The following is a 22,145-nucleotide window of genomic DNA, read 5'->3' as shown; positions in this document are numbered from 1 at the left end:
TTACCAGGTGGCAGTGTTCGGTAAGTCCAGGGTGCCACGCTCCACAAAACGCATGGTGCCAAACAGGCCACCCGCCAATTTGCCGCGCAGCACGTAGGGCAGGTTGTTCAGGCTTTGGGTCTGGCTAAGGCCCAGGGTCTGGCGCAACACCGAAAACGCCGAAACGCTGACCGGCACCATCAGTACGGTTTCAGAAAAGCGTGGGATGCTCCCAGCCTGATCGCTGACGCCAGAAGCGAGTGGCCGGCCATTGACCTCCAGATCCAGCGCCACGCCGTTGTAGTCGATTGCCGCTTCATTGGGGTTTTGCACCCGCAGCTTCACCGCAAAGCGCACTTCCAGGTCCTGGCTTTGCAGCGGCTCGATGCCCACCACATTGATGTTCACCGGGTCGCGGTTGGGGAACAGTGCGCAGGCGCTCAAGGTCAGCAGCAACAGCGATACAACCATGAGCTTGCGCATAAAGAAATGCTCCTACTTTTGGGTAACGTCCGGGTCCTGCATGACCTTGAGGGTAGAGGACTCCGGCTCGAATTCATCTTCTTCCAGCTCTATGAACTCTTCGGGCAGGAAAATGTTCAGCAGGATTGCACAGAATGCGCCCACGGTGATCGGCGATTCGAAGATGTTGTGCAGCGCCTTGGGCAGCTCGCGCAGCACTTCCGGCACGGCGGCGACGCCCAGGCCCATGCCTAGGGAAATCGCCACGATCAGCACATTACGTCGATGCAGGCCCGCTTCAGCGAGGATCTTGATGCCGGCCACGGCCACGGTGCCGAACATGATCAGAGTCGCGCCACCCAATACGGGCTTGGGCATCAGTTGCAGTACCGCGCCGATCATCGGAAACAGCCCCAGCAGCACCAGCAGGCCAGCAATGAAGTACGCCACGTAGCGGCTGGCCACGCCGGTCAATTGGATCACGCCGTTGTTCTGGGCAAAGGTCACCATCGGCAGGCTGTTGAACGTGGCGGCCATCGCCGAGTTGAGGCCGTCGGCCAGCAGGCCGGACTTGATGCGCTTGATGTACAGCGGGCCCTTGACCGGTTGCTGGGAAATCATCGAGTTGGCGGTCAGGTCACCGGCGGCTTCCAGGGGCGAAATCAGGAAGATCACCGCCACCGGGATAAACGCCACCCAGTCGAACGAGAAACCATATTTGAACGGCACCGGCACGCTGATCAGCGGCACCTGGGGTAGGGCGGCCATGTCGACGCGGCCCAGCAGCCACGCCACTACGAAGCCCAGGGTCAGCCCGATCACGATCGAACCCAGGCGCAGGAACGGGTTGTTGAAGCGGTTGAGCACCACGATGGTCAGCAGCACCAACGCCGCCAGGCCCATGTTGCCTGCGGCGCCGAGGTCGCTGGCACCATAGCCGCCGGCCATGTCGGTGACCGCCACCTTGATCAGCGACAAGCCCATCAAGGTAATGATGGTGCCGGTGACCACCGGGGTGATCAGTTTGCGCAGTTTGCCGATGAATTGGCTGAGCACCACTTCGATAAACGCCGCGAAAAAGCAGATGCCAAAGATCGTCGAGAGGATCTCATCGGTGCCGCCGCCCCGGGCCTTGACCATAAACCCGGCGCTCAAAATCACACTGATAAAAGAAAAACTGGTGCCTTGCAGGCACAACAGCCCCGAACCCACCGGCCCGAAAGTGCGCGCCTGCACAAAGGTGCCAAGCCCCGATACAAACAGCGCCATGCTCACCAGGTACGGCACTTCGCTTTCCAGCCCCAGTACGCCGCCGACGATCAGGGTGGGCGTGATGATGCCGACAAAACTTGCCAACACATGCTGCAACGCGGCAAAAATCGCGGCGGTGAAGTGCGGGCGGTCTTCGAGGCCGTACATGAGGTCGGATTTATAGCGCGGGCGGGGGGCTTGAGCGTCAGACAAAATGATGGCTCGGGTCAGAAAATGGAGGCGCAGGATGCCAGAAAGTGCCAGGCGCCTGAAGTGTAAAAAAATATTTATAAAAACCCTGCGCTAAAGCCGTGGCCCAGCCGATATCAAGCATAGGCCCACACTACAACGACAACAGTGGTGACCAAGGTCTGGGCAGCGCGTTGACGCTGACGGATCGTTTCGCGGCAAGGATGCACGCAAACACTACTTCTGAGAGCAGCCCTATGTCCCTCCGTCACCTGAATATTGCCCCTCGCGCGTTTATCGGTTTTGCCTTCATTGCGGTTCTGGTGGTGCTGCTGGGCGTGTTTGCGGTCAACCGCATGACGCAAATGCGCCAATCCTCCCAGGACATGAGCGCCAACCAACTGCCCAGCATGACCCACCTGGGCACCATCACCGAAAACGTGCTGCGCATGCGCATCCTGTCGTTTCGTGTGCTGGTCAACCGCGAGCCTGCCGCCCTGCAGGAAGCCGAGACCCGCATTGGCGTGCTGGCTGACAAGGTCAAGACCGCCCAGGCCAAATACGCCACGCTGCCTGCCGGCCCGGAGGAGGCAGCGCTGTACAAGGCCTTTGGCGTGACCCTGGACAATTACCTCAAGGCCCAGGCCGAGATGGTGGCATTGTCCAAACAGGGCAAGGTCGATGAGATGCGCGCCCTGATCAACAGCCGTATCAAGGACGGCACTGACCAGATGGGCGAGCAACTGAACAAGCTGATTGCCATCAATGCGGCCGACGCCAAGCAGGCCGACGAGGATGCCGGGCAAAGCTACGAGGGCGCGATCACTGGAGTGGTCGCGGTCTCCGTGGTGGCGGCATTGCTCACCGTGCTGCTGGCCTGGTTGCTGACCCGCAGCATCGTGACCCCGTTGCGCAAGGCCGTGGAAGTGGCTGAAACCATTGCCGCCGGCAACCTGAGCAAAACCATCGAGGACGATGGCAAGGACGAACCGGCGCGGTTGCTCAGTGCGCTGTCGACCATGCAAGCCAGCCTGCGCCAGACCATCCAGCACATCGCCGGTTCGGCCACGCAGCTCGCTTCGGCGGCGGAAGAGTTGAGCGCGGTCACCGAGGAAGCCTCCCGTGGCCTGCAACAGCAGAACAATGAAATTGACCAGGCCGCCACGGCCGTCAATGAGATGACGGCGGCAGTGGAGGAGGTGGCGCGTAACGCGGTTTCCACCTCCGAGGCGTCCGGGCAGTCCAACCAGGCCGCGCGGGAAGGCCGTGATCGGGTAATGGAAACCGTCGGCGCGATCCAGACCATGACCCAGGACGTACAGAATACCTCCGCGATGATTGAAGGCCTGGCCGCTCAGGGCCGGGATATCGGTAAGGTGCTGGATGTGATCCGTGCGATTGCCGAGCAAACCAACCTGCTGGCGCTCAACGCGGCGATTGAAGCCGCCCGTGCCGGCGAGGCCGGACGTGGCTTTGCGGTGGTCGCCGATGAAGTGCGCGCCCTGGCCCATCGCACCGCGCAGTCGACCCAGGAAATCGAGAAAATGGTCGCCGGCATCCAGAACGGTACCGGTGAGGCGGTGCAGTCCATGCAACAGAGCAACCAGCGCAGCCAGACCACCCTGGAAATGGCACGCGCAGCCGGCGCCTCACTGGAGCAGATCACGGCGTCTATCAGCCTGATCAACGAACGCAACCTGGTGATTGCCAGCGCGTCGGAAGAACAGGCCCAGGTCTCCCGCGAGGTGGACCGCAACCTGGTCAACATCCGTGACTTGGCCACCCAGTCGGCGGCGGGCGCCAACCAGACCAGCGCGGCCAGCCATGAGCTGTCGAGGTTGGCGGTGGATTTGAATGGGATGGTGGCCAGGTTCGTCGTCTAACAGCCGCCACAAAACCCTGTGGGAGCTGGCTTGCCTGCGATAGCAATCTTACAGTCAGCACATCATGGGTTGGCTTACCGCTATCGCAGCATAGGGATCTACACAACTTGGGCCGGTGCTGACCTGTGGCGAGGGCGCTTGCTCCCGTGACGGACTGACAGCCGACGCTGATCTAACTGACGCGCCGCAATCCAAATGTGGGAGCTGGCTTGCCTGCGATGGCGGCCTTACAGCCGACCAGGATGTTGGATCTGACCGCGTACATATCCGTTCCTGCGGTAACGGCCACCTATGGTTCCGCTCATACAGCGGGTCACTTTTGGAAAGGCCCAAAAGTAACCAAAAGGCCTTCGCCCCACCACTCGGCACCTCGCCTAGGCTCGGTGTGCCCGAACGCAGGCTTGAAGTCGTGGGCCGCCGCCACGCGCCATCCATGGCGCGGGGCGGCTAACCCGGCGTCCTGCCGGGTTGCCCACGACTTCAAGCCTGCGTTCGGCCAGCATGGTTTGACGGGGCGCTTCAGATCAAAAGCCAGATCAAGATCAAGAGCGGCTCGCTTAGCATCGTGGTTACCGTCGATCGCTTCAGAGTTGTGTAGATACCTATGGCTATCGCAGGCAAGCCAGCTCCCACCTTTGATCTTGGGCTGTGTCAGTGCCGCCATGCCCCTGGATTCACCAGGTTTACCGGCTTTTCGCCAGCCAGTGCCGCCAACAGATTCTCCACCGCACACTTGGCCATCGCCTCCCGCGTCTCATGAGTGGCCGAGCCGATATGCGGCGTGGCTACCACATTGTTCAACCGCAACAACGGCGACGCGTGATCCAGCGGCTCCTTCTCAAACACATCCAACCCCGCCGCGCGGATAGTGCGTTGCTGCAACGCCTGCACGAGCGCCGCCTCGTCCACCACCTTGCCTCGGGAGATATTGATAAAAATCGTCTCCGGCCCCATCAGCGCGAATTCCTCGGCGCCAATCAACTTCTCGGTCTCAGCGGTCAACGGCAGGGTCAGGCAGACAAAATCAGCCTCTTTGAGCAAGTCCTTGAGGCTTCGGTACTGCGCGCCAAAGCGCGCTTCAACCGCCGGCTTGGGCGAATGGCTGTGGTAGATCACCGGCATGCCGAAGCCAAAATGCCCGCGCTGGGCCAGGGCTTCGCCGATGCGGCCCATGCCGATGATGCCGAGGGTCTTGCCATGTACATCACTGCCAAAATGCGCCGGGCCGATGTTTTTGTTCCATTGCCCGGCGCGTACCATGTCGGCCAGTTCCACCACGCGCCGGGCGGTAGCCAGGATCAGCGCAAAGCCGGTGTCGGCGGTGGTTTCGGTGAGCACATCCGGGGTGTTGCTGAGCAGGATGCCGCGTTGGGTCAGGTAATCGATATCGTAGTTGTCGACGCCCACCGAGACGCTGGCTACTGCTTCCAGCTTGGGTGCCAGGTCGAGCAATCGGGCGTCCAGGCGCAGGCTTGCACCCAACAGGCCATGGGCAGTGGGCAGTGCATCGCGCAGTTTGGCCAGGCCGGTCTCATCCAGTGCATCAATCAGCGTGACCTCGGCCTGCTCATGCAGGCGGGCCATCAGCGGCGCGGACAGTTTCTTGTACAACACAACGGACTTTTTCATGAGGTCTTTACCTTCAACTCCAGGGTTGGCGCCGGCGAGCGGTCACTGGCGCCGGGCTTGAGGAAAATCGTCAGCACCACCGAAAGCAGCAGCGCGCCGCTCATCAGCAGGTACGAAGCGCCGGGCGAGCCGGTGCTGCTGTTGAGGTAACCCACCAGATACGAGCCACCGAACGAGCCCAAGGCGCCCATGCTGTTGATCAGTGCCATGGCGCCACCGGCGACGTTGGCCGGCAGGATTTCCGGGACGATGGCGAAAAACGGACCATAGGGTGCATACATGCAGGCCCCGGCGATCACCAGCAGGGTGTAGGACCACCAGAAGTGTTCGGCGCCCAGCACGTAGGACGCGTAGAAAGCAATCGACGCAATCAATAGCGGCGGCCAGACAAAACGCTTACGTTTCTGCAGCTTGTCCGAACCCCAGGACACCACGAGCATGCCAATCACCGCCGCCAGATAGGGCAGGGCCGAGAGCCAGCCGGCTTCGACCATGTCCATCTGCAAGCCGGCCTTGAGGATCGATGGCAGCCACAGTACGAAGCCATACACGCCAATGCTCCAGCAAAAAAACTGCAGGGCGAGAATGATCACCTTGGGCGAACGGAACGCCTCGGCGTAGTTCTTCACGGCCTTGATCCCCACCTGCTCGGCGGCGAGGGCGGTTTCCAGGCTGTGCTTTTCGGCATCGCTCAGCCACTTGGCATCCTTGGGACGCTCATCGGCCAGCTTCCACCAGATAAACGCCCACAACACCGCCGGCAGGCCCTCGATGATGAACATCCAGCGCCAGCTGAAATGCTGCACCAGGTAGCCCGACACCACCGACATCCACAGCATGGTCACCGGGTTGCCGAGGATCAAGAAAGTGTTGGCCCGCGAGCGTTCGGCACGGGTGAACCAGTGGCACAGGTACACCAGCATGGCCGGCATCACGGCCGCCTCGACCACCCCGAGCATGAAGCGGATGACGATCAGCATGTAGGCGTTGGACACCACGCCGGTCAGCGTCGCCAAGCCGCCCCACAGAATCAGGCTGACGAAGATCAGTTTCTTGACGCTGCGCTTTTGCGCATAGATCGCCCCCGGCACCTGGAAGAAAAAGTAGCCGAGGAAAAACAGCGCGCCGAGCAGGGAGGACACGCCCGGCGTGATCATCAGGTCCTCGGCCATCCCGGAGGCGGCGGCGAAGCCGTAGTTGGCGCGGTCCAGATAGGCCAGGCTGTAGGTGATAAACACGATAGGCATGATGTACCACCAGCGACGGGTGGCGAGTTTCACGGTTTCCATGGGGTTGCTCCTGAGCTTGTTGTAGTTGTGGCAACAGGTAATGGGTCACGCAACGGATCGAGTGGGTAATTCGGCGCGGGTCGGCAAACCCTCCATGTCGCCACGGCTCTGCACAGCGCGGCTGCCGATCCAGTTAGCGCGCTGGACCGCCTCGGGGAAGCTTGAGTTTTCCAGCAGGGCGCTGATCATGCCCACGGCAAAGCCATCGCCGGCACCCACGGTATCCACCACCTTGGCTACCGGTACGGCGGCGACAAAACCCTGGTCCATATGAGTGCGGTAATAGGCGCCCTCCGAGCCGAGTTTGATCGCCACGGCTTCGGCGCCCTGGTCGAGATAGAACGCGGCGATGTCTTGCGGGTCGTCGAAACCAGTGAGCAGGCGACCTTCGCCCAGGCCCGGCAGGACCCAGTCGGCCAAAGCGGCAAGCGCATTGATCTCGCGGATCATCTGCGCCTGGCTGGCCCACAGGGACGGGCGCAGGTTCGGGTCGAACGACACACTGCGCCCGGCCTTGCGCATTTGCGCCATCAGCTCGAACGACAGTGCGCGAGTGGCATCGGACAGTGCTGGTGGAATGCCGGTGGCGTGTAGATGGCGGGCTTGCAGCAGCGTTGGGTGGATGGCCTCGATGGACAAGTGGCTGGCCGCCGAGCCTCTGCGAAAGTACTCCACTTGAGGATCTGCGCCGGCCTCTTCCCGGGATTTGAGTTGAAAGCCGGTAGGGTGCAGCGGGTCGACGGCCACATGGCGGCAATCGAGCCCCTCTTTGGTCAGGGTATCGACCACAAAACGTCCGAGGGAATCGTTGCCCACGCGGCTCAGCCAGGCCACGTTGAACCCCAGGCGCGACAGGCCGATGGCGACGTTGCTGTCGGCGCCGGCAATGCGTTTGTGAAACTGCCCGACCTGGGCCAGGTCGCCGGTCTGTTCGGCGACAAACATCGCCATGGTTTCGCCAAACGAGAGGATATCGATCTCAGACATGGGCGTTCTCCACATGGGGTTGGCCAAGGCGGGCCAGGGTCGCGACCTCTTGTGCGGTGACCTCGATCAGGTCATCGCCCTGCAACGGAAATTCCACCGCGCGGGTAATACCTTGAGTCATGTGTTTGAGCAGTTGTTCCCACAGATGCACGTCGGTGGCGCCCGGCGGCAAGGCGACGAGCCTGCCATCGGCGCGGCGGGCCACGGCCTTGCAGTGCAGGTAATCCACATGCCGACCCAGCAACCGCGCGGCGGTGAGCGCGGATTGGTCTTGCCACTGCCAGTTGCCGATGTCGAAGGTCATTTTCACCGGCAGGCCGAGACGTTCGACTTCAGTGAAAAACCGTTGCATCGGTTCAATGCGCCCACCGTGCAGGGTCTGGTCGTTTTCCACCAGCAGCTTGACCGGGTGGCGGTTGAGCAGGGCGTGCAGGCTTTCCAGGTCGTTTGTGTCGGTGAAGTAACCGAGCGAGACCTTCAGCCAGCCCGAGCCAAAGGCCTGGGCGCGGTCCAGCGTGGCGGCCAGCTCGGCATTGGGCTGGGCACGGCCGGCGACCCACAGCTCCAAGGGCGAGGAAAATACTGATTCCAGGCCTTGTTCTGCAGCGGCCAGGGCCAGCTCGGCCGGTTGCTCGGTGGTGAGCAATTCTTCGCGCCATTCAATGCGCTGGGCACCAGCGGCGCTCACCAGCGCGACAAAACTCAATTGGCCCTGCTGGCGAACCAGGTCGGCGCCGTAGCTGGAAAGGCTGATGGAGACGGGGTATTTATGCATTGTTGTTTACCTCTGAAACCGGTTTCATTTTTATGCGCAAAACAACATGTGGGAGCGGGCTTGCTCGCGAAGGCGGTGTGTCAGTCAGCGCAAGAGTGGCTGATCTATCGCGTTCGCGAGCAAGCCCGCTCCCACAGGGGATTGTGTCGAGCCACGGATAATCAGCTCCGGTAAAAAATCCAGGGTGCGCGTGGGGGCGGTATCGCCGCGCAGGCGCTTGAGCAAACAGTCAAAGGCGCTGGCGCCAATTGCTTGCGTCGGTTGGGCGAGGGCGGTGATGCCGCTACCTACCAGCGGGTACCAGTCCAGGTCATCCAGGGCGATCAAGCCCACGTCGCCGAACAGCTCGCAACCCAGGGCCTTGAGTGCACGGGTGCAGGCCAGTGCTGCCACGCCGTTGGCGCAAAACAATGCCTTGGGGCCGGGTTTGGCGAGAAAGGCTTGCAGACGGTTTTCCAGTTCACCGTCCAGTTCAACCACGGCACCTTTCAACGCCGGGCGCTTGGCAATTTCGGTGTTGAAACTTTCCAGACGCTCCAAACGTGAACTGGTGCCATCGGTGGTCTCGCTTACCAGCAGCACGTCGCGGTAACCCTGTTGCTCCAGGTGTTCCACCGCCATGCGCACCGCCGCCGGGTTATCCAGGCCGACCAGGTCGCTGTGCAGCGGTTCGACCTTGCGGTCCACCAGCACCAGGGGCATTTCCCGTTGCAGTTCGAGCAGTTGGTCGAGGTGATGGCCCAGGGTATTCACGATCAACCCTTCGATGTTGTACGAGCGCAACGCGGCCAGATGTTGGCGCTCCTGCTCGTCATCGCGGTCGGTGTTGCACACTACCAGGCTGTAACCGTGCTGGCGGCAGGCGGTTTCGACGCCGTGCATCACCGCGATGGAATAGGGGTTGCGGATATCAGCCACCAGCATACCGATCAGGCGCGTGCGTCCACGTTTGAGGCCGCGGGCCATCTGGTTGGGGCGATAACCGAGTTCGTCGATGGCCTGTTCGATGCGCAGGGCAATGGCATCGGAGAGCAGGGCGCGGTCATCGCCGATAAAGCGCGAGACGCTGGCCTTGGACACGCCAGCGCGCTCGGCGACGTCGAGCATGGTCACGCGGCTGCGCTGGGCGGCTGAAAAAGGAGTCACGGTAAAGCCTTTCTTATTGGAATGGGTAATGGATTGAAACCGGTTTCAGAAAACACCAGCGAGCTGCTTACGTCAAGTTTTATTGAGGGGGTATGACCATGCGCCACATCCGCAAAACTGATGAGTGGTCAGCCTACCTGTTAATTCTGACAGTATCCAAACCGATATATGGCGTGTTCAATTGGCCCCAAGTGAACGGCGCTGCACAAGCCATAAACAGTTAAACGGTCATTCCAGGGGTGGCAGCATGAGTGGGCAAAAAAAGCACAGTCCAGGGAGTACCGCAGTTTCTGGTTCAGGCGGCACTCTTGCTCTGGACGGGCCTACCGTGGTGCATGCCCTCGCCGATGGACTGGTGCCTGCGCAGTACTATTTCAGAGATCTGGACGTGGAGCTTCCCATGCCCTGGTCGTTTCTGCCGGGTGTCGGCGATACCCACTTCGTCGTATTTGTATGGGATGACCATAGCGCTGCACCCGTTGATGTGTTTCCGCCGTTGAGATTGGATGGTCCACTTACGGCTGCTGACTTTCCCTATCCTGCGTCGATTCCTCAGGCATTTCTGCTGAACAGCGCAAGAGTAGACCTGTCATTTCGCATACATGTCGATTCGCCGTCTAACCCAAGCTTTGATACTTCGCAGCTCACGGCGCTTCGAATCGATCGCGACGCCCCAGGTGTCGGTGGGACACTCGCGTCCGCTATTTTCCCTGTCGATCCGATTACCCTTGATTATCTGGACCTCAACCCATTGGTTCCGATGGAAATACCGGGTAATTATCGAGGGCGAGAGGAGGGTGACGAAATCCTTTTGTACTTCTCGGCAATGGACGCTCTGCCTACGGGGGCGCCCAGCTTCATTTCACCACCGCAGGTCAGTGCTACGGGCCAAATATTCGTCGACGTCCCCGATACGATTTTTCGAAGTTTCCCGGGCGCCTTGTTTATCTTTTGCTTTTACCGTCTGAGAGATCGGGCCGGTAACCTCAATCCGCAATTTTCAGAGGTGGCGCGAGCCGGCCTGAGTGTTGCCATTCCCGCCCCGACTTTCCTCAGGCCGCTGTTTCCACAGACGGAATCGGACCCAATAAACAATCCGAACAAATGGATGACGTGTGCCTGTATACCGCCGATCTGGGTGGGCGTTGAAATCCGCATCAATCAGGGTTCGCCACCGTTTCCAGCTATTCAAGATGGGGATCTCGTCACGATGCGGTTTCAGGGGTATCGCCAGGCTCCTGATGTAGACCCGCTTCCCGATATCGTTGAAATCCAGACCCATGTCTGGGACGGCGTCGCTGATGCCAGCGGCCACTCGTTCTGGATCAGAGATGTCGAGCGTTTGATTCGGCCACTCCGAGTCACTGCGGGGGGGGAAGCCAGCTACATGGTGTCCAGAGGCGGGGTCATCATTGGCCGGTCTTTTTCCATGTTCGCGCGATTTGATCGCGTCGTTCCCTCCGCACCGCCACCCCGTTATTGCTGGATTGACGGCAATGTCCCGGAACCCTGACGGGCGGTTTCGTCAGGGGGCGTGAGCGCTGACATTAACAACGTTGGCCGCTGCGAACGGGTTTGAATGCAAGTGCTGAGTGTTTTGGTTGTGCCGCAGCTCAGGCGGCAGGAAAAGCTGTTGCCGGAAATCGGGTCGTGGTCATTCGCCCGGCAGCTGAAGTGAACCTGGCGGACAAATATGTGTGTAAGGAACCTATATCAAGCGATAGTGGAGAACTTCAAATGAGCAGCAATCCGAAAATGCCCTCGGCATCTTTAGCTAACCCGGCAGCCGTCACGATTGCGGAGGCACTGGACAATGCAACCGGTACGATCCCGGCCAATCTTGCGACCGTCGGCATCACGGCTGAATGTACGACAGGTGATTTGTCTGATTTCGATGACTGGTTCGAAGTTGAGCTACAGGACCTTCAGGCACTTCCACCTGTTTGGAGTCGTATAGCAGGGCCGATTCAGTTGAGCGCGACCCCTATTCCAATACCTGTCAAATTTGACATTTCGATTCCTGCACCGATTGGCGGGTTTCGCCACGGCTTTTATCAACTCAGAAGCATTCAGTACCGAGACTTTGGCGGCTTCCCAGGCGGGGCGGGGGATATTTCCGATCCTGGCCGATTTACGGTCGATACCATTCCCCCCTACGCTGATATCGGCTTTCGTGATCAACCCACTGCCCTCTTATTCCCCGCCAACCTTCCTGACGGTGCGGTTATTGACGATGCCTATTTGACGATGAACGGCGGGGTACAGTTCGGTGTTCCGGACAACACATTTGTTCAGCCGCCGGGTCAGTGGGAGGCGGGTGACTTCATTACCGTTTACTGGAGCACGGTGATGTTTCCCCGCGACCAGGACATCGTGAGCCCGCCCGGCGGGATCCCGATGCTGCAGACCGGTAATACTTTTTTCCTGCCTCGTGCTCTGATTGATCTGAGTGGGAGGTATCGGGCCTTTTACACGATTACCGACAGGGCGGGTAACGTCAGTCGCCCCTCATTCATCGAAGAACGTGAAGTAAGGCTAATCGATGACCCCGAACAACGGGCGCCATTTTTGCCACTGGCCCCCGCACCCGAGGGCGGCAGCACAGATGACTTGATCAACATCGCTGATTATCTGCTGGATCCTGAAATATGGGTCAGAACCTATAACCATCATGCTCCATTGCTTGATCGACTCGAAGTGCAAATAGGTACGCAGCCCTGGAGCGGCCTGGGCCCAGTTTTCGATACGTTTCCGCAAGTATTCGATGGAATGCAGGCACAGTTCAAGGCTGCCTACACACAGCTTACGGTCGGGCCGCAATTGGTGCCTGTCCGGTACCGGATTTCGCGAAACGGCACGTTGTTTCCTTCCTTGGACACCACCATCCGGCTCGATTTGTCAGTCGGTGGTGCAATCAACCCAGGAGAGCCTGGCACACCTAATATCAACCTTAATGAAGCCCACGTATTTGGGGCCGGTTCGACAACGCCGGATGTTTTACTGCCAGAGCATGCCGACCAACCCGTGCGCGTGGATATTGTGTTATGGACAGTCGCAGTGGCCCCTCATCCGGGGTTGTCGATCATCTTCCTGTGGGAGGGTGAGCGAGTTGGGCCATTCCCTATCACTACGGAGGAAGGTGGTGATACTTTTTCTTTCGAGATCGACTGGGACGTGGTTGCCCGTCATGGTAATGACCTCAAGACCATCAGCTATCTGGTTATCGACCCGGACACCACCAATGAGAATCTTTCCCCGCCCACTGAGGTCGATGTACAGGATGCAGTGACGACAATGTTAGCGATGCCAGAGTATGTAGGCCGCAACTCTGGGAATCGTTGGAACTGCGCCTCGCTGAAAACCCGATCGCCAGGACCACCCCCTGTTCTGTATGGTGAAGTCTACGTACCGGGAGATACCAGGATGGCGTTAGGTGTGCCGCTGACGTTGGAATTGACCCTTACCAATACACTCGCAGGTCGGCCACCAGGACCGTTTCCATTAACGCTTACACATCCGGCCATTACCCAGGTCGACAAAGACAACGGAATCACATTCGAAATCGACTACAAGGGTTATCTGGATCAGGCGCCAACGGGCAACTGCGTCGCGACTTACTCTACGGTTTTGAGTAATGGCGTAACCGGGCGTGGAATACCGTCGGATACGCGCGTTGGCATGTCGAATGCCCACACCTACTGCGATGGCACGGTACCGCCAACCCCCTGACACTGAGCCGCAGTGGACGTGAAGTGACTCAATCAAAGCGTTAGCCCTCGTGCTTGACCTTGGGCCGCAAGAATCAATCCGATGCCTGTATTGGCATCGGATTTTTTTTGCTATCAGGTAAGGAAAAATCAGCAGCGCTTAATTGCGCTTTTTAGTTTTCTGCGTCTCAGCGATGCCGATTCTGCTCGCCATATAAGATAAATCCTACAGTGTTTGGGGGGGGAGATCCTTACTCTTTGCGCCGTACAGGTAAGGCTCCATTCCGAGGGAACGAGCCAAGCCGTTTTCCAAGGCTCTACCCCAGAGAGTGATCAACCATGCACGTATTGCCCAACTTTGAGCTCAAGCCTTTGAGCGCGATGATGAAAGTTCCAACGATAACCTTGTTTATGTTGGTGGCTGTTTCAGGCACAGCTCAAGCTGGCCATTTAATCGGCGAAGGCAAGACAATTGATTCGAGTGAATCAGCCAATGATTGGCAGCTGGATTGGAAAGCCGAATTGACGCTTAACGGTGCCAGAGCGCAACGTATCATCGTCAATGATTCGGCTTTGATTATAAATCCAGGCAGCCGCGTAGATGATATTCGCGCTACCCAGGGTTCAACCGTCAGCCTCACTGGCGCCCATGTGGAATCCCGGAACCCAACGTGGGCAGCCCTGCGCCTGGATGACAGCACTGCGACGATTACCGACAGCACGTTGATCAGTCATACCAACTTCGGATTGCAAGTATTTCAAAGTGTCGGCTCCCCTCAAGGAGGGATTGCCGAGGTATTCAATAGCAACATCGTCGGCGTTGCCGGGGGGGCCACGGCCCAAGGCAACAGCGAACTGCATTTCAAGCAAAACACCTGGGTGGAAGGTACCGGTGCAGACAGTTTTGGTGTTCGATTGGACAGTGGCGCATTAGTTACTGCGAGTCAAAGCACACTGATCGGTGGCAAGAATGGTGTCGTCGTGACCAACCAGTTGAAAAACGCTGAGGTTGGCAAGCTGGTACTGGACAACTCACATGTAGAAGGCCGTACAGGCTCCGCTATTCTCGTCGAGGGGCGACCAGGCAGGGTTCCGACCGTTGAGATCGACGTGCGCAACGGCTCGACCCTGACAGGCGGTAACGGCACATTGCTGGAAGTGAACGGCGGTGCCATGGCATCTATGAATGTCGATAACAGCGATTTGCGTGGCGACGTTATTGTCGAGGACGGCAGCACCGCGCATCTAAGCTTGCAAAATCGTGCCGGGCTGACGGGTCAGATGCAGAATGTCACAAGCCTTGCCATAGGCGATCAGTCTTATTGGGAGTTGACCGGCGACAGCCAGGTCGGCGCCCTGAGCCTGGCCGGCGGCACGGTGAAATTCGGTGAGACTGATGCGTTCTACCAGTTGGACGTTGACAGCCTTGACGGCAACGGCACTTTCGTCATGGGCACCGATTTCGCTCGTGGCGTTACGGACTTCTTGAACGTCGAGGGCGAGGCCAAAGGCGATCACAAGCTGTTGCTCGCGGCCAGTGGTGCGGAGCCGACCAAGCCGGAAGATATCCGCGTCGTACACACTGGCGGCGGTGACGCACACTTCTCCCTGGTGGGTGATGTAGTTGATGTCGGCGCTTATTCCTATGGCCTGAAAAAGGAAGGCACCGACTGGTTCCTCGACCCGAACAACCGTGTGATCAGCCCAGGTACCCGCTCGGTATTGGCGCTGTTCAACACCGCACCGACCGTGTGGTACGGCGAGGCGACATCCCTGCGTTCGCGTATGGGCGAGCTGCGTTTCGAGCCTGGACAGGCTGGCGTGTGGATACGCGGTTATGGCAACAAGTACGAAGTGTCCGACAGCACCGGGATTGGCTACAGCCAGAACCAGCGGGGCTTTACGCTCGGTGCAGACACACCCTTGGCCGACAGCCAGTGGCTGGTGGGTGTAATGGCCGGCCATAGCACCTCTGACCTGAACCTCAAGCGCGGCACCTCCGGTAACGTGAAAAGTTACTATCTGGGTGCTTACGCGACTTGGCTGGACGAGGAAAGTGGCCTTTATTTCGATGCGGTGGCCAAGGTCAACCGGTTCCAGAATGAGTCCAAGGTCGGCCTGAGTGACGGTACCTCGTCCAAGGGCAAGTACAACAACACCGGTGGCGGTTTATCTGCTGAGTTCGGCCGTAACATCAAGTTGGATGACGGGTTCTTTATCGAGCCTTACGCACAAATGTCCACCGTGGTGATCCAGGGCGCCAATTACAACCTGGATAACGGCCTGGAAGCCAAGGGCGAACGTACGCGCTCAATCATGGCCAAGGCTGGCGCAACCGTTGGGCGTGACATCCAGCTCGATACAGGGAGTGTTGTACAACCTTATCTGCGAGCGGCGATGGTGCATGAGTTTGCCAATAACAACAAAGTCTCGGTGAATAACAATGTATTCAACAACGACTTGTCCGGCTCTCGCGCTGAGTTTGGCGCCGGTATGGCGGTAAAACTCTCGCAGAACCTGCAACTGCATGCCGACCTCGAGCACAGCAGCGGTGGTCGAGTTGAGCAACCTTGGGGGGCGAATGTGGGGGTTCGCTACACTTGGTAACTAATGCATTGTCAAAAGCCCGTATCGCAGGATACGGGCTTTTTTTGATGTTTTGTTCACCATGTTCCGGTGTGAAGATCTGCATTGATGACCATAGCGTGTGATTTTCCTGAAGGGTTTCTTTCGGTGCTGCCAGTGCAAGCAAGTGAAATATGAATTCCTTGAGACGAAAGCTCTTGAATGACCAGGGTGCCTGTAACGACGCGTACGGCGTATTTGTTAATGCCTGTATCGACGCTGAACCAGACTCTGGTGTTAGTGAACTCACTATCCTCCAGATGAAAAACCGTCCCGGCCGCAGTGGTGTCCTCGAACTGTATATAAATTTCTCTCACGGTATCGCTAATTGCTTCAGCGTTCCGGCCAGTAATACCATAAATATGCTTTGTGCTGTCGTGCACGATATCCTTCGTCTGGATGATGATGGCGTTCGAGTCGACGGAAACTGTAAAGCTTCCTTGAGCGCTGTTCGATTTTGGAAACAAGGCCCGTTGTTGGTGGGGTGTTAACGTTGCACTGTGTGCTGACATGATTGTGTCTCCATGAGTGACCAGTTAGGCGAAAGCAGCGGGTGCTCCGCAAGCGATGGCTTAGTTATGAGATCGCAGAAGACCTGCGCTGTAAACTGTCATAACTGACAGTATACGAAGCGCGCAATTCATGAATGAGCACCGTTTGTTTCGCGCTCTAGTAGGTGCGCCAACGTGGCGCGAATCAAAGGGCCTGACTGTCATGCAATTGATTTTTGGGTTGTATAAAACGCTATTTTTAGTTCTTTTTTTACTAAGTGTACTCGGAGAAAAGAACGGGTTCAGGTGAGGGCGCCAAGCCAGGTCGATCCCAGCAGCACTATTCCCATGCATCTATTGAAACCTACTATCACTCGGGCAGAAGCCAGCGCCCGGCCTGATGCCACACCCAACAATGCCCAAGTACTCAAACACGGCAGTGAAATCAGGAAAAATATCAGAGACAAGTACAGCACTTGTTTTTGTTGCTCCGTACCGTCGCCGACAAACACGCTAACTACTGCAAGTGCCATCATCCAGGACTTGGGATTGATCAGTTGCAAGCTCGCGGCTCCAAGCAGGCCAAGTCGCTTATGGGTTGTTTGCTCCTCCATGACATGCGGCGGTGCGCTGAAAATCCGCCACGCCAGGTAACTCAGCCAAGCCACACCGACCCACTGCATCACGGTTTGCACCCTGGGCAGTTGCACCAGAGACTGACCCACCCCGCAGCCCACCAGCAGCACAATCCCCGCCGCTCCCGCGCAGGCACCCAGAATAATTGGCAGTGTCGCCTTGAAACCGTAACGGGCACTGTTGCTCAGAACCAGGATATTGGTCGGGCCAGGGGTAATGCACGCGACGAAGGCGAACAGCATGAACGGCACGAACGTGGACAGCATGGTGGGTGACTCCGATGGACCAATCGATGGAGTCGATCTTCACAAGCCTGGCGGTTAACTGTCTGGAAGATTTGAGCAGCGCTTTCGGTAGGCGGCGGGTGTCAGGCCGTAGGCGCGCACAAACCAGCGGCCCAGATGGCTTTGATCGGCGAAGCCCAGGGCCATCGCCACCGCTGCCGGCTGCTCGCCCTTGGCCAATAAACGCCGGGCACGTGTGAGCCGAAGTTGCACCAGGTAAGCGTGGGGCGCCAGGCCGAAGGCGCTCTTGAAGGCGCGGCTGAGGCGAAAGCGATCGACACCGCACGCCAGGGCCAACTCGTCCATGCCTATATCCTGATGCAGGTGGGCGTGCAGGTAGTCCCGTGCCTTGTGGGCCACCCGCGGTAAACGGGGATCGTCGCGGTAGCGCATGCGCCAGTAGAGCTGGCCGGTCAGGCGTTCCAGCAATTGGTCCAGAGCACTTTGCCGTACGATCCGCAGTTCGCCGTGGTGCAAGCTGTGAAATGCCTGGCTGGTGGCCTGGGCCAGGCGTGGGTCGTTGGCCAGGGTGCGGGCGAAGCTCAACTGATGGTGAGCGGGCGCTTCCTCGAATACGCTGCAGATTTCCCGTTCCAGCCAATGTGGGTCGAGGTAGAGCATGCGGTAAGTGAAGCCATCGACAGTAGGCGCATGGCCATCGTGGATCTCACCAGGCTCCAGCAGAAACACCTGGCCCGGCACGCTGTCATGCCGCGTGCGCCGGCAGTTGAATTGCTGTACGCCTTGTTCGGTGACGCCCACCAGATAGCTGTCATGCCAATGGGGGTCGTAGGCATGGCCCTCGAAATGCGCGCGCAGGGTCTCGATGCCGGTGTCGGCGTCCTGCTTCAGGTCGATCCAATTGTGCGCGCGCATACAACACCGAGGCTGAATATAATGTGCAATTGGCGCCGACAACGGGGAGGGCGTCTAGAAGATTTGTGCAGTCTAGCCAAACAAGCCGGCGGCGATGTTGATCGAGAAACCTAGGATCGCGGTATTGAATACAAACCCGATCAACGATTGCCCCAGCACCACCTTGCGCAGGCCACGGGTGGCGACGCCCACATCCGAGGTTTGTACCGCTACGCCGATGGTGAAGGAAAAGTACAGGAAATCCCAGTAGTTGGGCGTGAGCAAGCCTTCGGCAAAACGCAAGGCGGGCTCCTTGCCTGGCCAGGTGTAATAGAGCCTGGCGTAGTGCACGCTGAAAATCACCCCGATCAATAGCCAGGAGCCGATCACCGTCAGCCCGGTGAAACCGTAGTGCAGCAGGCGCTCGGAGGTGGCCAGGTCCTTGCTGCCGACCAGTTCGAACGTAATGGTCGCCAAGCTAGCGATGGCGGCGATACATACCATGAACAGCACCAGGCCGGCGTTCTCGTCTTCGATTTCGGCGATGCGCTTGACGTCCTCGGCCTTGGCGCGAATGGTCAGCCATAGCATCAGTATCAGGTAGGTCCAGACCCCGGCGTTCCAGCCGATCAGGATTTTACTGGCGAGGGTGTCGGCCGGCACCAGGAGGCCGACGGCAAGGCCGAGTAAGGCGGCGGATGAGAGGCGAGGGTGGGTGCGGGCGAGGAAGGGCATGGTGGCTCACAAAGAACTATGTGTGAGCACCATAGCTTATTCGGGTGTACCTGATCATGAATGCAATCAATAACCCTGTGGGAGTTGGCAAGCCAGCTCCCACATTTGGCTGCGGCGTTGATCAGTTTGCTTTATGGCGCTTGCGCACCAGCTTCATCACCACCACGAAGAACACCGGCACAAACACCACCGCCAATGTCGCTGTGATCATCCCGCCAATCACACCGGTACCAATCGCCTGCTGGCTGGCCGAACTGGCCCCGGTGGCAATTGCCAATGGCACCACGCCGAGGATAAACGCCAGCGAGGTCATGATGATTGGTCGCAGGCGCAACCGCGCCGCCTTCAAGGTGGCGTCGATCAAGTCCTCGCCCTGGTCATACAGGTCCTGGGCGAACTCGATGATCAGGATCGCGTTCTTCGCCGACAGGCCGATGATGGTGATCAGGCCGACCTTGAAGAACACATCGTTAGGCATCCCGCGTAGCGACACGGCTAACACCGCGCCCAGCACCCCAAGCGGCACCACCAGCAACACCGAGGTGGGGATCGACCAGCTTTCATACAGCGCGGCCAGGCACAGGAACACGATCAGCAGCGACAGGCCCAACAGCAACGGTGCCTGGGAGCCGGACAAGCGCTCCTGCAACGACAAGCCCGTCCATTCCTGGCCCAGCCCGGCAGGCAACTGGCTGACCAGGCGCTGGATTTCGTTCATGGCCTCGCCCGTGCTGTGCCCCGGCGCCGCTTCGCCGCTGATGGCGATGGCCGGGTAGCCGTTGTAACGGGTCAACTGCGTTGGGCCCTGGGTCCACTTGGCTTCGACAAAGGCTGACAGCGGCACCATTTTCCCAGCGTTGTTGCGCACGTGGATCTTCATCAGGTCGGCCACCTGGCTGCGCTGGTCGCCTTCGGCCTGTACCACCACGCGCTGCATGCGGCCCTGGTTGGGGAAGTCGTTGATATACGCCGAACCAATCGCGGAGGACAGCACGTTGCCCACGTCGGCAAACGAAACGCCCAAGGCGTTGGCCTGCTTGCGGTCCACTTCCAGCTGCACTTGCGGTGCTTCGGCCAGGGCGCTTTCACGCACGTTGGCCAGGATCGGGCTTTTCGCTGCAGCGTCCAGCAGTTCAGTACGCGCAGCCATCAACCCCGCATGGCCAACGCCACCACGGTCCTGCAAACGGAACTCAAAACCGCTGGAAGTGCCCAGGCCGTCTACCGGCGGCGGCAGAACCGCGTAGGCAATCGCGTCCTTGAGTTCGCTGAAGGCCATGTTGGCGCGATCGGCAATCGAGGAAGCGGAGTCATCACTGCCACGCTCTGACCAATCCTTGAGCGTGGTAAACGCCAGCGCCGCGTTCTGCCCGGAACCGGAGAAACTGAAGCCCATGATCATGGTGGTATCACCCACCCCAGGCTCGCCGGCGTTATGCGCCTCGATCTGTTCGGCCACCTGCACCGTACGGTTCTTGCTGGCGCCCGGTGGCAACTGGATATCGGTGATGGTGTAGCCCTGGTCTTCCACCGGCAGGAACGATGAGGGCAAACGGCTGAACAACAGCCCCATGCCCACCAGCAAGACCAGGTAGATCAGCAAATAGCGGCCGCTGCGCTTGAGGGCATAGGCCACCCAACCTTCATAACGGTTGGTGAGGTGCTCAAAGCGCTGGTTGAACCAGCCGAAGAAACCAACCTTGGCATGGTGTTCGCCCTTGGCAATCGGCTTGAGCAGCGTGGCGCACAGCGCCGGGGTCAAGGTCAGGGCCAGGAACGCCGAGAACAGAATCGAGGTGGCCATCGACAGCGAGAACTGCTGGTAGATCACGCCCACCGAACCCGGCATGAAGGCCATCGGCAGAAACACCGCCACCAGCACCAGGGTGATACCGATGATGGCTCCGGTGATTTGGCCCATGGCTTTCTTCGTCGCTTCCTTGGGCGACAGGCCTTCGGTGGCCATGATGCGCTCGACGTTTTCCACCACCACGATGGCATCGTCCACCAGGATACCGATGGCCAGCACCATGCCGAACATCGTCAATACGTTGATCGAGAAGCCCAGCAGCAACATGGTGGCGAAGGTGCCCATCAGCGCAATTGGCACTACCAGCGTGGGAATCAAGGTGTAGCGCACGTTCTGCAGGAACAGAAACATCACCGCGAACACCAGCGCCATCGCCTCCAGCAAGGTGTAGACCACCTTGGTGATCGAGACTTTGACAAAGGGCGAGGTGTCGTAGGGAATCTTGTATTCCACATTGGCAGGGAAGTAGCGTGACAACTCGTCCATTTTCGCCCGCACCAGCGTTGCGGTGCTCAAGGCATTAGCCCCGGGCGACAGTTGCACGCTGACGGCGGTAGACGGCTTGCCGTTCAGACGCGTGGAGAACTGGTATTCCTGGCTGCCGACTTCCACCCGTGCCACATCGCCGATGCGCACGGTGGAGCCGTCTGGGTTGGCCTTGAGCACGATGTCAGCGAATTCGGCCGGGGTGGACAGTTGCCCCTTGACCAGCACCGCCGCGGTGATCTCCTGGGTGTGGGTGCCCGGCAAGTCACCGATGCTGCCCGCTGAGACCTGGGCGTTCTGGGCGCTGATCGCGGCGTTGACGTCGGCCGGCGTGAGGTTGAAACCGATCAGCTTCTGCGGGTCGATCCAGATACGCATCGCGCGTTCGGCGCCATACAACTGGGCCTTGCCGACGCCGTCCAGGCGCTTGAGCTCGTTCATCACGTTGCGCGCCAGGTAATCACTGAGCGCGACGTCATCGAGCTTGCCGTCATTGGAGGTCAATGTGACCAGCAGCAGGAAGCCAGCGGAGACTTTTTCCACTTGCAAGCCTTGCTGAGTCACGGCCTGGGGCAGGCGCGGCTCGACCACCTTGAGGCGGTTCTGCACATCCACCTGGGCCATTTCCGGGTCGGTGCCCGGCTGGAACGTGGCGGTAATGGTCGCCGAGCCCAGGCTGCTCTGGGATTCGAAATACAGCAGGTGATCGGCGCCGTTGAGCTCTTGCTCGATCAGGCTGACCACGCTCTCATCCAGGGTCTGGGCCGAGGCGCCGGGGTACACCGCGTAGATTTCCACCTTGGGTGGCGCGACGTTGGGGTACTGCGCCACCGGCAATTGCGGGATCGCCAGGAAGCCCGCCAGCAGGATAAACAGGGCCACCACCCAGGCGAAGATCGGGCGGTCAATAAAGAACTGCGGCATGA

The 22,145-nt window shown here is 59.2% G+C and carries 16 protein-coding genes; 4 read left to right on the top strand and 12 right to left on the bottom strand.

What is annotated here, in order from left to right; translation table 11 throughout:
• Both GH769_RS12440 and GH769_RS12435 read right to left on the bottom strand, forming a co-directional pair.
• Nucleotides 1-462: an LEA type 2 family protein gene (locus GH769_RS12440; protein ID WP_014718730.1), complete on the bottom strand. Its 462-nt coding sequence runs from the start codon at nt 460-462 to the stop codon at nt 1-3.
• A gap of 12 nt (nt 463-474) precedes the next feature.
• Nucleotides 475-1,905: a nucleobase:cation symporter-2 family protein gene (locus GH769_RS12435; RefSeq protein ID WP_032901653.1), complete on the bottom strand. Its 1,431-nt coding sequence runs from the start codon at nt 1,903-1,905 to the stop codon at nt 475-477.
• A gap of 200 nt (nt 1,906-2,105) precedes the next feature.
• On the opposite strand from GH769_RS12435, the gene GH769_RS12430 reads away from it, so the two are divergent.
• Complete coding sequence (locus GH769_RS12430) at nt 2,106-3,764, top strand: methyl-accepting chemotaxis protein (protein ID WP_370712613.1); 1,659 nt, start codon at nt 2,106-2,108, stop codon at nt 3,762-3,764.
• Between the two features lie 651 nt (nt 3,765-4,415).
• On the opposite strand, the gene GH769_RS12425 is transcribed toward GH769_RS12430, so the two are convergent.
• The 5 genes from GH769_RS12425 to GH769_RS12405 form a co-directional block, all read right to left on the bottom strand.
• Entirely contained in the window at nt 4,416-5,393 is a 978-nt protein-coding gene (locus GH769_RS12425; RefSeq protein WP_020301100.1) for a bifunctional glyoxylate/hydroxypyruvate reductase B, read from the bottom strand.
• On the bottom strand, nt 5,390-6,682 hold the full coding sequence (locus tag GH769_RS12420) for an MFS transporter (RefSeq protein ID WP_032901649.1): 1,293 nt from the start codon (nt 6,680-6,682) through the stop codon (nt 5,390-5,392). Before GH769_RS12420 ends, GH769_RS12425 begins: the two co-directional genes overlap by 4 nt.
• Nucleotides 6,683-6,727: 45 nt before the next feature.
• Nucleotides 6,728-7,669: a sugar kinase gene (locus GH769_RS12415; RefSeq protein WP_014718724.1), complete on the bottom strand. Its 942-nt coding sequence runs from the start codon at nt 7,667-7,669 to the stop codon at nt 6,728-6,730.
• A complete protein-coding gene (locus tag GH769_RS12410) occupies nt 7,662-8,444 on the bottom strand; it encodes a sugar phosphate isomerase/epimerase (RefSeq protein ID WP_032901648.1) in 783 nt (260 codons plus the stop codon). The genes GH769_RS12415 and GH769_RS12410 overlap by 8 nt, the downstream gene beginning before the upstream one ends.
• Nucleotides 8,445-8,528: 84 nt before the next feature.
• Nucleotides 8,529-9,590: a LacI family DNA-binding transcriptional regulator gene (locus tag GH769_RS12405; RefSeq protein ID WP_032901647.1), complete on the bottom strand. Its 1,062-nt coding sequence runs from the start codon at nt 9,588-9,590 to the stop codon at nt 8,529-8,531.
• Between the two features lie 247 nt (nt 9,591-9,837).
• Here GH769_RS12405 and GH769_RS12400 point away from each other — a divergent pair, with 247 nt between their 5' ends.
• The 3 genes from GH769_RS12400 to GH769_RS12390 all read left to right on the top strand — a co-directional run bounded on the left by GH769_RS12400 (nt 9,838) and on the right by GH769_RS12390 (nt 15,904).
• Nucleotides 9,838-11,103, top strand: coding sequence for a hypothetical protein (locus tag GH769_RS12400; RefSeq protein ID WP_153649772.1), 1,266 nt, complete (start codon nt 9,838-9,840; stop codon nt 11,101-11,103).
• A 224-nt stretch (nt 11,104-11,327) separates the two neighbouring features.
• Nucleotides 11,328-13,319 carry a hypothetical protein gene (locus GH769_RS12395; protein WP_032901645.1) on the top strand — a complete coding sequence of 664 codons (1,992 nt, stop codon included), beginning with the start codon at nt 11,328-11,330 and terminating at the stop codon, nt 13,317-13,319.
• A 317-nt stretch (nt 13,320-13,636) separates the two neighbouring features.
• Nucleotides 13,637-15,904, top strand: coding sequence for an autotransporter outer membrane beta-barrel domain-containing protein (locus tag GH769_RS12390; RefSeq protein ID WP_032901644.1), 2,268 nt, complete (start codon nt 13,637-13,639; stop codon nt 15,902-15,904).
• A gap of 56 nt (nt 15,905-15,960) precedes the next feature.
• On the opposite strand, the gene GH769_RS12385 is transcribed toward GH769_RS12390, so the two are convergent.
• The 5 genes from GH769_RS12385 to GH769_RS12365 all read right to left on the bottom strand — a co-directional run bounded on the left by GH769_RS12385 (nt 15,961) and on the right by GH769_RS12365 (nt 22,143).
• The gene (locus GH769_RS12385) at nt 15,961-16,434 is read right to left on the bottom strand and encodes a hypothetical protein (protein WP_032901643.1); all 474 of its coding nucleotides are present in this window, start codon (nt 16,432-16,434) and stop codon (nt 15,961-15,963) included.
• A 281-nt stretch (nt 16,435-16,715) separates the two neighbouring features.
• A complete protein-coding gene (locus GH769_RS12380; RefSeq protein WP_020301107.1) occupies nt 16,716-17,315 on the bottom strand; it encodes a LysE family translocator in 600 nt (199 codons plus the stop codon).
• A 54-nt stretch (nt 17,316-17,369) separates the two neighbouring features.
• Nucleotides 17,370-18,209: an AraC family transcriptional regulator gene (locus GH769_RS12375; RefSeq protein ID WP_032901641.1), complete on the bottom strand. Its 840-nt coding sequence runs from the start codon at nt 18,207-18,209 to the stop codon at nt 17,370-17,372.
• A 72-nt stretch (nt 18,210-18,281) separates the two neighbouring features.
• On the bottom strand, nt 18,282-18,923 hold the full coding sequence (locus GH769_RS12370; protein WP_032901639.1) for a DUF1345 domain-containing protein: 642 nt from the start codon (nt 18,921-18,923) through the stop codon (nt 18,282-18,284).
• A gap of 121 nt (nt 18,924-19,044) precedes the next feature.
• The gene (locus GH769_RS12365) at nt 19,045-22,143 is read right to left on the bottom strand and encodes an efflux RND transporter permease subunit (protein ID WP_153649771.1); all 3,099 of its coding nucleotides are present in this window, start codon (nt 22,141-22,143) and stop codon (nt 19,045-19,047) included.
• Between the last annotated feature and the right edge of the window lie 2 nt (nt 22,144-22,145).

The organism is Pseudomonas sp. CFSAN084952 (assembly GCF_009648855.1).
GTDB classification, from domain to species: Bacteria; Pseudomonadota; Gammaproteobacteria; order Pseudomonadales; family Pseudomonadaceae; genus Aquipseudomonas; species Aquipseudomonas paracarnis.
Note: the sequence above shows the minus strand (reverse complement) of the source record. Positions and strands in the feature narration are given on the sequence as shown.